Annotated in this window: 10 protein-coding genes and 1 riboswitch; of the genes, 3 read left to right on the top strand and 7 right to left on the bottom strand. The window is 68.7% G+C overall.

The features are described from left to right. The first annotated feature begins 4 nt into the window (after window positions 1-4). Window positions 5-610 carry a 3'-5' exonuclease gene (locus ACG02S_RS05715; RefSeq protein ID WP_394469481.1) on the top strand — a complete coding sequence of 202 codons (606 nt, stop codon included), beginning with the start codon at window positions 5-7 and terminating at the stop codon, window positions 608-610. Here the strand turns inward: ACG02S_RS05715 and ACG02S_RS05720 are convergent. From ACG02S_RS05720 to thiC, 5 genes are read right to left on the bottom strand one after another with little or no spacing between them, the layout of a single operon-like run. Continuing rightward, window positions 583-2,130 (bottom strand): bifunctional hydroxymethylpyrimidine kinase/phosphomethylpyrimidine kinase, encoded by a 1,548-nt coding sequence (locus ACG02S_RS05720; RefSeq protein WP_394469482.1) that lies wholly within the window; start codon window positions 2,128-2,130, stop codon window positions 583-585. The genes ACG02S_RS05715 and ACG02S_RS05720 overlap by 28 nt on opposite strands. Then, on the bottom strand, window positions 2,127-2,915 hold the full coding sequence (locus ACG02S_RS05725) for a thiazole synthase (protein ID WP_394469483.1): 789 nt from the start codon (window positions 2,913-2,915) through the stop codon (window positions 2,127-2,129). Before ACG02S_RS05725 ends, ACG02S_RS05720 begins: the two co-directional genes overlap by 4 nt. Next, window positions 2,916-3,119: a sulfur carrier protein ThiS gene (gene thiS, locus ACG02S_RS05730; RefSeq protein WP_394469484.1), complete on the bottom strand. Its 204-nt coding sequence runs from the start codon at window positions 3,117-3,119 to the stop codon at window positions 2,916-2,918. Beyond that, a complete protein-coding gene (locus ACG02S_RS05735) occupies window positions 3,112-4,113 on the bottom strand; it encodes an FAD-dependent oxidoreductase (RefSeq protein WP_394469485.1) in 1,002 nt (333 codons plus the stop codon). The genes thiS and ACG02S_RS05735 overlap by 8 nt, the downstream gene beginning before the upstream one ends. Further along, on the bottom strand, window positions 4,113-5,999 hold the full coding sequence (thiC, locus tag ACG02S_RS05740; RefSeq protein ID WP_394469486.1) for a phosphomethylpyrimidine synthase ThiC: 1,887 nt from the start codon (window positions 5,997-5,999) through the stop codon (window positions 4,113-4,115). Before thiC ends, ACG02S_RS05735 begins: the two co-directional genes overlap by 1 nt. A gap of 89 nt (window positions 6,000-6,088) precedes the next feature. Next, a riboswitch (TPP riboswitch) is annotated at window positions 6,089-6,212 on the bottom strand. Between the two features lie 397 nt (window positions 6,213-6,609). On the opposite strand from thiC, the gene ACG02S_RS05745 reads away from it, so the two are divergent. Next, window positions 6,610-7,263 (top strand): pyridoxamine 5'-phosphate oxidase family protein, encoded by a 654-nt coding sequence (locus tag ACG02S_RS05745; protein WP_394469487.1) that lies wholly within the window; start codon window positions 6,610-6,612, stop codon window positions 7,261-7,263. Window positions 7,264-7,344: 81 nt separating this feature from the next. On the opposite strand, the gene ACG02S_RS05750 is transcribed toward ACG02S_RS05745, so the two are convergent. Further along, window positions 7,345-10,587, bottom strand: coding sequence for an efflux RND transporter permease subunit (locus ACG02S_RS05750; RefSeq protein ID WP_394469488.1), 3,243 nt, complete (start codon window positions 10,585-10,587; stop codon window positions 7,345-7,347). 10 nt (window positions 10,588-10,597) lie between these two features. After that, entirely contained in the window at window positions 10,598-11,761 is a 1,164-nt protein-coding gene (locus ACG02S_RS05755) for an efflux RND transporter periplasmic adaptor subunit (RefSeq protein WP_394469489.1), read from the bottom strand. Between the two features lie 200 nt (window positions 11,762-11,961). Between ACG02S_RS05755 and ACG02S_RS05760 the strand changes: the two genes are divergently transcribed. After that, window positions 11,962-12,603: a glutathione S-transferase family protein gene (locus ACG02S_RS05760; RefSeq protein ID WP_394469490.1), complete on the top strand. Its 642-nt coding sequence runs from the start codon at window positions 11,962-11,964 to the stop codon at window positions 12,601-12,603. The last annotated feature ends 3 nt before the right edge of the window (window positions 12,604-12,606 follow it).

A 12,606-nucleotide genomic window follows, 5' to 3' on the forward strand; every position in this document is an offset into this window, starting at 1 on the left:
CGCCATGCCCAAAACACCGCCGCTGCCGCGCCCCACCCCGGAACAGATCGCTGCCCTGCCCGCCTATGACGCGCTGCCGGCCAGCCGCATCCATGTGCTGAGGACGCCCGAGCAGTTGTCGTTTGCGCACGCCGCACTGCGGCAGGCCGTGCATGTGGGTTTCGACACCGAGAGCAAGCCTACCTTCGTGGCCGGCGCGCCGCAGACCGGGCCGGAGGTCATCCAGTTCGCCACGCTGACCGATGCCTTCATCGTGCAGACAGCAACGCCCGGCGTGGACGACTTCCTGCGCGCCACGATCGAGTCTGACGACATCGTCAGGGTTGGCTTCGGGCTGGCCTCCGACCGCCCGCAGATCCACCGCAAGCTCGGGCTGACGCTGGGCCGGTCCATCGACGTGTCTCACCTGGTGAAGCAGCTGGGCTACAAGGACGCCGTGGGCGTGAAGACCGCCGTCGCCATCGTGCTGGGGCGGCGCTTTTCCAAGTCGAAGAAGGCGACCACCTCCAACTGGGCCAACAAGACGCTGACGCCGCAGCAGCTGCAGTACGCCGCCAACGACGCGCATGCGTCGCTGCTCGTCTACCAGGCGCTGACCGCCGGCGGCTGATCCAGCGTCGGGTGCGGCCAGCCCGGGCCGGCCCCTCGTGGCGTGTCAGCGCCGTCGTGCCACGCCTGCAGCCATTCGCTCGCCGTGCGCTGTGCCAGTCCGCGCACCACGCAGCCGGCCGCCGCCCTGCTGGCGGCGACCTGGCTTAGCTGCTCCGGCGACAGCACGCCGCCAATGCCCACCACCGGCATAGGAGCCATGGCGGCCCACCAGGCCAGGTTGTCCAGTCCCTGCGGCCGCCACGGCATGGTCTTGGTGGTCGTCGGCCAGACCGGGCCGCAGGCGACATAGTCCGGCGACCACGCCACCGCGCGCGCCAGTTCCCACAGGCTGTGCGAGCTCAGGCCCAGCCGCAGGCCGCAGGCGCGCGCCTGCGCCAGGTCGGCGCGCTCGTTGGCGCTCAAGGACAGCAAGTCCTCCTGGCCGAGGTGGACGAAGTCCACGCCCAGCGTCAGCGCGACCTGCCAGTGGTCGTTGACGATGAAGGTCGCCGCGTGGCACTGCGCGGCGTCGCGGCCCCGCTGCACCTCGGCCACCAGCCGCGTGTGCCAGGCCGCAGCGCCCTCGCCGTCGGCGCGCTTGACGCGCAGCTGCACGGTGCGCAGGCCGGCCTCGAACAGCGCGGCCGCCCGGGCGCCGCTGTCGGTGATGCCGTAAACCCCCTCTACCGCCGACGCGCTGCCCGCACGCGCGGGCCACGCGGTGGGCGGGCTGTCGAACAGCGCAGGCAGCAGGGCGGCAGCAGTGATGAAGCCGGCAGACGGCCGCACCGGGCCGGCGCCCGCGCCCGGTGCCAAATCCGCAGACAGGCCCGACGTCGTCAGCATCTTGGCCAGCACGGCGGCGTCGGCGGGCACGAAGCCCAGCGCCAGCGCGGCCGCCAGCGCGGTCGCGAAGCAGCAGCCGGTGCCGTGGTGGTTGCGCGCGTCGCGGCGCGGCAGCGCCAGCCAGCCCTTCGCGTGGCCGGTGGACAACCAGTCCACCGCGAGCGGGCCGGCCTCATCCCCGCCGGTGATGCAGACGGTCGGCACGCCCAGCAGATGCGCCTGCTGCGACGGGCAACCGTCGCCCACCAGCCGGGCCGCCTCGCGCCGGTTGGGTGTGACGGCACTGGCGCGCGGCAACAGCTCATCGCGGTAGGCGCGCAGCAGCGCCTCGTCGGCAAAGCGGGCGCCGGTGGACGCGCCCAGCACCGGGTCCACCACCAGTGCCACCGGGCTGCGCTCGCGCAGTTGGTCGACCCAGCGGGTGACCACGCGCAACTGCGCCACGCCGCCCAGCACGCCGGTCTTGATGACACGGGGTGGCAGGTCGTGTGCCAGTCCCGCGAGCTGGGCGTCCAGTTGTTCCGGGGGCACCGGGAAGACGGCCTCGACTCGCACGCTGTTCTGCGCCGTCAACACGGCGGTGACCGGACAGAGGTGCACGCCCATCGCGTCGGCCGCGCGCTGGTCCGCGGACAGCCCCGCGCCGCCGCCGCTGTCCAGGCCAGCGATGCTCCAGATGATGGGTTTTTTCATGCGATCAGAAAGGGCCTGCCGCCCACAGGTGTGCTGGCCACGGCCATGTCCTGTTTGGCCATCACGCCGGACTCGAAACCCAGACGGCCGGCCGTGATGGCCTGCCTGAACGCTGCGGCCATGCGGACGGGGTCGGCCGCGTGGGCCACGGCCGAGTTCAGCAGCACGCCGTCCAGTCCCAGCTCCATGGCCTGCGCCGCATGCGACGGTGCGCCGATGCCGGCGTCCACGATCAGCGGCACGCCGGGCAGGCGCTCGCGCAGCGTGCGCAGCGCGAACGGGTTCAGCAGCCCCTGGCCCGAGCCGATGGGCGCGCCCCACGGCATCAGCACCTGGCAGCCGACATCGAGCAGCCGGTGGCAGGTGACGAGGTCATCGGTGCAGTAGGGGAAGACTTCGAAGCCGTCCCGCACCAGGGCCTCGGCGGCACTGACCAGTTCCCACGGGTCGGGCTGCAGCGTGTACTCGTCGCCGATGACTTCGAGCTTGATCCAGCGCGTGCCGTACAGCTCGCGGGCCATCAGTGCCAACGTGATGGCCTCTTGAGCGGTGCGGCAACCGGCGGTGTTGGGCAGCAGCTGGCCACCGGTCTCGCGCACGGTTTCGCGAATGGCGGCGACGAAGCCGTTGTCGCCGGCCGCGGCCAGCGTGCGCTTGAGGCCGACCGTCAGCACCTGCGCACCACTGGCGTGGATTGCCCGGCGCAGCACCTCGGGCGACGGGTAGCCGGCGGTGCCGAGCAGGAACCGGCTGGTCAAGGCTCGGCCATACAAGGTGAAGCTCATTCAGCCTCCGGTGATGGGTTGGATCAGCGTCAGCTCATCGCCGGGCTGGATCAGCGTGGCCTCGCGCAGGGTGCGGGGTACGAAGGCGCCGTTGAGAGCGGTCGCGACAGCATCGGGCGCCCGGACCTGCTCGGCCAGCAGCGTGGCAACGTTGAGCCCCTCGCGCCAGGGCTGGGGCTGGTGATTGACGGTGAACTCAGACATGTTGAAGGGCTTGCTCCGCCAGCGCCGGCGCCAGCAGCCAGCCGTGCCGGAACAGGCCGTTGATGCGCAGCAGGCCGGGCTCGTGGATGAGACACGGCCGGTGGTCCGGCAGCGCCGGGCGCAGGTGGGTGTCCATGTGGACGATGCGCGCCTCGGCGAGTGCCGGCAGCGCACTGTGCGCGGCAGCCATCAGCTCGACCGCGCTGCGCAGGCTGACCGGCGAGCGGTCCTCGCTCTCCACCTCGGACGCGCCGACGACGATGACGTCCCCCGGCCGCGGCACGAGGTAGACGCGGTGGCGCGGGTGCAGCAGCCGCACCGGCCGGTGCAGCGCCACCCCGGGTGCGTGCAGCCAGAGGATCTCGCCTCGCACGCCGCGCAGCGGCGGCAGGTCGGGCTTGGCGCCCAGGCCGCGCGTGTCGATGACGACATCGGCATCCAGCTCGGTGCCGTCGTCCAGCGCGATGAGATGCGGCTGCACGGCCGTGGCGCGGCGCCCCCAAAGCCAGTCCACGCCCGGCGAGGCCCGCGCCAGCGCCACCAACAGCTCGCGCGGCATCAGCTGGCCTTCGCCCGGCAGCCACCACGCCTTCAGGTCAGGGGCGAGCGCGGGCTCCAGCATCTGCAACGCGGCGCGGTTCAGCGGCTCGGGGCCGTCGTCCATCCGGGCCAGCGCGCGCTGCGCCGTGCCAACGTCGCTGCCGTGTGCGAGCAGCAGGCTGCCCTCGGTCTTCACGAGGCCGGGCTGGCCCAATGCCTGGGCGATCAGTGGCCACAACCGCAGCGACCGCCAACCGAGGTCGGCCACCTCCGGCTCGGCATGCGCCTGCTCGGCCAGCGGGCTCAGCATGCCGGCCGCGGTGAAAGCGGCGGCGCCCGGGGCGCAGGGATCGGGCGCCGGATCGACGACCCGCACGCGATGCCCGTTGCGCGCCAGCTGCCAGGCCAGCAGCCGACCCATGACACCCGCGCCTGCAATGGCGATGTCAGCCATCACGCCTGCGGCTGGATGGGGATGTAGAACTCGCCACCCGCCGCCTTGAACTCGGCGGACTTCTGCGCCATGCCGTCGGCAACGACGTCGGTCGCCTCCAGGCCGTTCTTCGCCGCGTAGTCGCGCACGTCCTGCGTGATCTTCATCGAGCAGAACTTCGGGCCGCACATGGAACAGAAGTGCGCCTCCTTGGACGAATCCTTGGGCAGCGTCTCGTCGTGATACTCGCGCGCCGTGTTGGGGTCCAGGCCGAGAGCGAACTGGTCGTTCCAGCGGAACTCGAAGCGAGCCTTGCTCATCGCATCGTCGCGTGCGCGGGCGCCGGGGTGGCCCTTGGCGATGTCCGCAGCGTGGGCCGCGATCTTGTAGGCGATGAGCCCCTGCTTCACGTCGTCGCGGTCGGGCAGGCCCAGGTGCTCCTTCGGCGTCACGTAGCACAGCATGGCCGTGCCCATCCAGCCGATCATGGCCGCGCCGATGGCGCTGGCGATGTGGTCATAGCCCGGCGCGATGTCGATGGTCAGCGGACCCAGCGTGTAGAACGGCGCCTCGTGGCAGTGCTTCAACTGCTCGTCCATGTTGGCCTGGATCAGGTGCATGGGCACATGGCCGGGGCCTTCGATCATGGTCTGCACGTCGTGTTTCCACGCGACCTGCGTCAGTTCGCCCAGCGTCTTCAGCTCGGCGAACTGGGCCTCGTCGTTGGCGTCGGCGCCGCTGCCGGGGCGCAGGCCGTCGCCCAGCGAGAAGGTCACGTCATAGGCCTTCATGATGTCGCAGATCTCTTCGAAGTGCGTGTACAGGAAGTTCTCGCGGTGATGCGTGATGCACCATTTGGCGAGGATGGAGCCGCCGCGCGACACGATGCCGGTGCGGCGTTTGGTCGTCAGGTGGATGAACGGCAGGCGCAGACCGGCGTGGATGGTGAAGTAGTCGACGCCCTGTTCCGCCTGCTCGATCAGCGTGTCGCGAAAGATGGCCCAGGTCAGGTCTTCGGCCACGCCGCCGACCTTCTCGAGTGCCTGGTAGATGGGCACGGTGCCGATGGGCACCGGCGAGTTGCGAACGATCCAGTCGCGCGTCGTGTGGATGTTGCGGCCGGTGGAGAGGTCCATCACCGTGTCCGCGCCCCAGCGGATGCTCCACACCAGCTTCTCGACCTCTTCCTCGATGCTGGACGTGACGGCCGAGTTGCCGATGTTGGCGTTGACCTTGACGAGGAAGTTGCGGCCGATGATGGTCGGCTCCAGCTCCGTGTGGTTGATGTTGGCGGGGATGACGGCGCGGCCGCGCGCGACCTCGTCGCGTACGAACTCGGGCGTGATGACATCGGGAATGCGCGCGCCCATCGGGGTGCCGCGCAGGCGCTGCTCGCGCTCGGCGTCGCCCAGGTAGTCGCGCATCCATTCGCGCTTACCGTTCTCGCGCAGGGCCACGAACTCCATCTCCGGCGTGACGATGCCGCGGCGGGCGTAGTGCATCTGCGAGACGTTGTTGCCCGCCTGCGCGCGGCGCGGCGGGCGCTGCAGCGCGGCAGCCTCGGCGCGCAGTTGGGCGATGCGCTCGTTGTCTTCGTGCTTGCCGCCATCGTCCAGCGCAACGCGCGTGCGGCCGGTGTAAGCCTCGGTGTCGGCGCGTTCCGCGATCCAGCTGTTGCGCGGCGCGGGAAGACCCTGGCGCACATCGATGGCGACGCGGGGATCGGTATACGGGCCGGACGTGTCGTGGATGACCACCGTCTCGCCGTTGGTCAGCGCGATCTCGCGCATCGGCACGCGCACATCGGGCCGGCTGCCGGTGACGTAGGCCTTGATGGACGCGGGAAAGGGCTCGCGCGTCAGCGACAGGCGCTCGGCAAGCGAAGGGAGGTTCTCGGGGGCGTTCATGCGGCGGTCTCCTGGAGCGGTGGGTCGAGTGCTCCAAGGCCGCCTGTCGGTGCGCCATACGGTCCACCGCAGGGGTGGTCGTCGACACGCCGCGAGGCATGCGCTCTCCTTACGCCGGTACTAGCCGGTTCAAGTTCACGGGTTCGGTCATCGGTGACCGTCTCAGCGTCAAGGTCTGCCGCGAGGCAAACCCCGGCACCCCGGAGCGGGCGCGATTGTGCTTGTCATTGCGCAAGCTTGGCAAGCCCGCCCGAACTGCGCAGAGGATTGTTGGCACAGTGCGCGCAAGACAGGCGTGCACTATGCGCGGCAGAACACTGGACGGGAGAACGACATGAGCTCCACTTTCTTCGGCTGGGACGCACCGCAGCCGCAACCGATCGAGCGAAGCCCAGTACACGGAAATCGTGCTGGTGCTTGAGGCAGTCGTCTCCTTCGTCCTGATCGGAACCGGCGTGACCTCCCTCGCTCGCAGATAGGTTGCCGCCGGGGAATCCACGACGCGCTGGCTCAGGACTCCGTTGTGTGGTCGGCGTAGTGTTCAATGCCTGGGCGTGCTCACACGCTGACCGATACAGTCAAACGGGCAACCTCAAAGAAGAGATTCATCGTGCTTCCCCATGCATTCAAACCCGACGCTGCGCATGTCATCACCGACGAGGCCGCCCTTCAAAGCTTGTTCGAGCCGACCCATGCGCTGGCGATCCAGAAATGCCAGAACCGCCTGGGCAGACACGCGCAGGAATTCATCCGCCGCTCCCCGTTCCTGTGCATCGGTACGCAGGATCGTGACGGCAACGCGGACGTCAGCCCGCGGGGCGATCCCGCTGGCTTCGTCAGCATCCTGGACGAGCAGACGTTGGCCATCCCCGACCGGCCGGGCAACAACCGACTCGACAGCCTGCGCAACATCCTGGCCAACCCGCACGTGGGGCTGCTGTTCATGGTGCCCGGCTTCGACGAGACCTTGCGCGTCAACGGACAGGCAACGCTGGTGACCGACCCCGCGCTGCTGAACACCATGCGCGTCAACGACCGCACGCCCACCGTCGCCCTCGTGGTGACCGTGCGCGAGGTGTTCCTGCATTGCGCCAAGGCGTTCCGGCGTTCGCACCTGTGGGATCCCGCGCACCGCCACCCGAGAAGCGAGATGCCATCGCTGGTCAAGATGATCCTGGAAGACACGACTGGCGCCCCATCGGACGACGATATGCGCAAGCTGGACGACGCGCTGGAGGACGCTTACGCGAAGTCGATGTACTGACGCCCGGCGCACTGCGAACAAAAAGGGCCGACCACTCTCGCGGTCGGCCCAAGCGCAGGAGTGCGCTCGAGGGAGATCAGTTCATTCCTTGTCCGCCGGCATCGCACCCGGCATGCCGTGCAACGGCAGCGTGGTCGCGCCGCCCTGCTCCACGGCCTTGGCCGCAGGCTTCTTGTCCCGCACCAGATAGCTGTAAAGCACCGGCACGACGATCAGCGTCAGCAGCGTCGACGTGATGACGCCGCCGATGATGGCCCGGCCCATCGGCGCCTGGATCTCGCCGCCGTCGTTCAGCGCGATGGCCATGGGCAACATGCCGAACACCATGGCCGCGGTCGTCATGATGATGGGGCGCATGCGAATCAGCCCGGCCTCGCGCAGCGCCTCGGCCACCGTCGCACCGGCCTTGCGGGCGTGGTTGGCGAAGTCCACCAGCAGGATGGCGTTCTTGGTCACCAGGCCCATCAGCATCACCAAGCCGATCATCGAGAACACGTTCAGCGTGGAGCGCCACAGCAGGAGCGCCAGCATCACGCCGATGAGGGCGAGCGGCAGCGACGCCATGATCGCGATGGGCTGCAGGAAGCTGCCGAACTGGCTGGCCAGCACGATGTAGATGAAGATGGCCGCCAGCGCCATGGCCGCGAGCAAGCCATTGAAGGCCTCGGCTTGCTGCTTGCCGGCGCCGTCCACCTTGAAGCTGGTGCCCGGCGGCAGCTGCGTCTTCTTGATGAGCGCCTGCACGTCAGCGTTCACGTCGCCGCTGGGGCGGCCCTGCACGCCGGCGAACACGGCCTCGCGGCGCTGCAGGTTCTCGCGGCGGATGACCTCGGGGTTGAACACCGGCTCTATGGTGGCAACCTGGTCCAGCGTGATGGGTGCGCCCGACGGCGAGAACGCGACCGGCAGCTTGCTCATCTGCTCTATGCGCTCGCGCTGTTCACGCGGCAGGCGCAGCAACACCTCGACCTGGTTGCCGTCGGGCGTGGTCCAGTAGGTCGCGATCTCGCCGTTGACGTAGGCGCGCAGGCTGGAGGCGATCTGCGGCGCGGTCAGCCCCAGCTCGCGGATGGCCGAATCCTTCAGCCGCACGGCGAAGGCCGGCAGGCCGGGCTTGACGGTCGTGTCCACGTCCACCGCGCCGCGGATCTTCTTGATGTTCTCGACCAGGTCATTGGCAGCCTGCGTCAGCACCTCGGGGTCGCTTCCCAGCAGCGTGATCCAGATCGGGCGGTCGAAGCCGACGCTGACTTCCACGCCGGGGATCTTGGCGATGTCGGCACGGATCGCGTCCTCGATCTCCTTCTGCGTGCGCTGGCGGTCCTTGCGGTCACTCAGCGTGATGTTCAGCGACGCCTGGTTGCGGCCGGTGGCCATGCCTTCGCCGGTGCTGCCGACAACGGACGAGACCGTCTTGATTTCCGGGTAGCGCTTCAGGATCTCCTCGATCTGCTCGACCTTGGCGCTGCCGCGTTCGATGCTGCTGGCCACCGGCATTCGCAGGTTGACCTGCGTGAAGCCGTTGTCGGTCTGCGGCACAAACTCGCTGCCCACCAGCGGCGCCAGCATCAGCGCGGCGACGAAGCTAGCGAACGCGCCCCACATGACCAGGCCACGCGGCGTCAGCGTCGCGAAGCGCAGCCGGCGCTTCGCGGCCTTGTCTCGCTGGCCATCGGAGCTGAACGGACGGCCGTAGGCAGGCACCGGCGGCACGAACACGCGGTAGCGTCGGCCGGAAAACGCCCAGTCGATGGTGCGTGCATAGAGGTCGTGCAGGCGGTCCATGGCCCAGTCGGTCGCCCGGATCAGGTGGCCGATGACGGGCCAGTGCTTGATGCGCGTGCTCGGCGGGTCGTGCCAGATGGAGGACAGCATCGGGTCCAGCGTGAAGCTGACGAACAGGCTGACCAGCACGGCCACTGCGACGGTGATGCCGAACGGGTAGAAGAACTTGCCGATGATGCCGCCCATGAAGGCGACCGGCACAAACACGGCGCAGATGGCGAAGGTGGTCGCCATGACGGCCAGGCCGATCTCGTTGGTTCCGTCGAACGAAGCCTGGCGGTGGTCCTTGCCCATGCCCACGTGGCGCACGATGTTCTCGCGCACGACGATGGCGTCGTCAATCAGCAGGCCGATGCACAGGCTCAGCGCCATCATCGTCATGAAGTTCAGCGTGAAGCCGAACGCATGCACGGCGATGAAGCTGGAGATGACGGCGATGGGCAGCGTCAGGCCCGTGATGATGGTGGAACGCCAGCTGTGCAAGAACAGGAACACGATGGCCACCGTCAGCAGCGCGCCTTCGATCAGCGTATGGCGCAGGCCGTCGAGCGAGCCCTTCACGAAATCGCTAGCGGCGTAGATCAGGCGCAGCTCCACGTCCTTGGGCAGCGTCTTGCGAAGCTCGTCCATCGCGTCCTTGACGGCCTCGCCGGTCTTGACGATGTTGGCGTCCTGCTGCTTGAAGACGTTGAAGCTGACGGCCGGCTGGCCGTTGATGCGGGCGATGCTTTCCTGCTCGCGTTCACGCTCGACGAGGGTACCGAGGTCATTCAGCGTCAGCGCCAGGTTGCCGCGGCGCGCGACGACCATCTGCCCGAAGGCCTTGGGGTCCTTCACGCGGCCTTCCACGCGCAGGATGGCGTCGCTGGTCTGGTCGGACAGCAATCCCACCGGTTGGTCGGCATTGGCGTCGGCCATCGCCTTGGCGATCTCGGCCGGCGTCACGCCATAGGCGCGCAGCCGCATCGGGTCGAGGTCGATGCGTACCTCGCGGGTTGTCAGGCCGCCCACGTCCACCTTGGCCACGCCCTCCACGCGGCCCAGGCGCTTGGAGACGATGAGGTCGGCCATCATCGAGAGCTCGCGCGAGCCGCGCGTGGGGCTCAGCAGCGCCATGACGACGACCGGCTGAGAGTTGTCGTTCTCGAAGCGCTGCACCGTGGGCGGCTTGGCGTCACGCGGGAACCGGGCCTGCGCAGCAGCGACGCGGTCGCGCAGGTCCTGCATCGCGCGGCCCATGTCGGCGTTCAGCGAGAACTCGACGCTGGCCTGCACGCGGCCTTCGAAGCTGCGCGACTGGATGCGCTCCACGCCAGCAATCGTGTTCAGCGCCTCTTCCAGCGGCTTGGCGATCTCGCGCTCGACGGCCTCGGGTGAGGCGCCGGGGTAGCGCACATCGACCTGCGCACCGGGGAAGGAGATGTCGGGCATCTGCTCGACGCCCAGGCGCGAGTAGGCGAACAGGCCCAGCACGCACAGGGCCACCATCACCATGGTCGCGAAGACCGGGTTCTGGATGGAAACGCGGGTCATCCACATGATGCGGCCCTCACTGCGCGGTGGCCGACGCCGCAGCGCTCGCCACCTTGGCCGACTTGGCAGCGACGATGGTCGCCGGATCGCCTTCGCGCAGGTTGTCGAAGCGCGCGGCCAGCACCTGTGCGCCGGGCTTCAGTCCGGTCAGCACCTCGACGCGGCCTTCGCGCGCGTCGCTGCGGCCGGTGGTGACGATGCGGCGCGCCAACGTGCCGTTCTCGATCATCCAGACCTGCTCCTGCCCGGCGTTGCGGCTGATGGCGGCGATAGGCACGGTCAAACGCTGGGTGTCGTCGGCCAGCTGCACCTTGGCGACGGCGTACTGGCCGGCGCGGTACAGCTCCTTCGGGTTGTCCAGCACCAGCGTCACGCCGATGGACCGCGTGCCCGGTTCGGCCGCCGGCGCGATGCGCGCGATCCGGGCCTCCACGGGCTGCTCGACGCCTTCCACCTGCACCTGGACCGTCATGCCCGGCTGCAGCCGGCTCACTTCATGCGTGCCGACCAGGCCAGCCAGTTCCAGTTTCGCCAGATCAACGATGGTCAGGATCTGTTGCTCGGCCGCCAGCTTCTCGCCGGGCAGCGCATGGCGCTTGGCGACGATGCCGTTGATGGGCGACACCAGCGCCGCCTGACGCATGGTCACCTGGCTGGTGTCCAGCTGCGCCTTGGCGGCGTTCCAGTTGGCGCGGGCCGACTCATAGGAGGCGCGGGAGTTGTCCAGCGCCGTCTGCGCGATGAAGTTCTTGGCCGCCAGGCCCTCATTGGCTTTGTAGCTGCGCTCGGCCTGGTCCATCTGCGCGCGCATGGCCTCCACGCTGGCGCCACGCTCGGCGATGCGGTAGCGCAGCTCTTCCAGGTCCACCTGGCCCAGGCCCTGGCCGGCGCGCACTCGGCTGCCCTCGCCCACCGCGAGGTTCAGCAGCGTGCCGTTGGACTTGGCGCGCACGACGACCGTGTCGGGCGCCACCAGCGGACCGCTGAACTCTATGTGCGCCGGCATGGCGGTGACCACCGGCTTGACGACCTCACTGGCGACGAACTCCAGCTTCGTCTTGGCTTTGGCTTCATCCGGCTTCTTGGGTGCGTCGCCCTTGCTGGCCATGACGGCCACACCGGCCCCACCCACCATCAGCACAACGGCAGCAATACCACCCAGCTTCCATGACTTGCGCATGACTCCCCCGATTCGCTCTCTGATACAGACCTTTGCAGTCTAGAAATCAGGGCCTCGCGGTGCAGTGCACTTGTGACGAAACGCGGAATGCGAGGGTTGAGCTGCACGCCACCGCGGGTAGAAGGGCTTCGCTGGAGGCTCCAGCCGGCGGGCGCGCCAGAATGCGCGCTCCTGCTGCTTCACCTTTGACTGACGCTGCCATGCCGCTGTACACCCTGCATGCTTCGCCGGGCTCCTGCGCCTTCGCACCGCACATCGTGCTGGAGGAAATCGGCGCGCCCTACCGGCTCGAATTGATGTCGCCGGGGCATCCGGAGACGCAATCACCGCAGTTCCGCCGCCTCAATCCGAAGGGCCGCATCCCGGTCTTGATTGCGGACGACTTCTTGCTGACCGAGGCGCCTGCCATCCTGCTGCACCTCGGCCTTTCCGAGCCGGACCTGGGGTTGATGCCACCGGATCACGGGAGCATCGTCAGAGTCGTGGAGTGGACGAACTGGCTGTCCGGCACGGTGCACGCGGTGGCCGTTCGGATGGTCTGGAAGGCCGAGTACTTCCTGCCCGACGTCAGCCTGCACGCGCCGCTGGCCGAGCAAGGCCGGGCTCACCTGCGGTCGGCGTTCGCGCTGATCGAAGCCAAGCTGCAGGACCGCGCCTACGCGCTGGGTGACCACTACTCGGTGGTCGATCCGTACCTGCTCGTGTTCTTTCGCTGGGGTAACCGCATGCACATCGACATGCGCCACGACTATCCGGCCTGGACCGCGCATGCCCAGCGGCTCGAGCGCCGGGAGGCCGTTCAGCGCGCGCTCGCCCAGGAGGCGATTTCGCTCTGGGAGTGACGG

Source organism: Pelomonas dachongensis, from assembly GCF_043555865.1.
Lineage (GTDB): Bacteria > Pseudomonadota > Gammaproteobacteria > Burkholderiales > Burkholderiaceae_C > Pelomonas > Pelomonas dachongensis.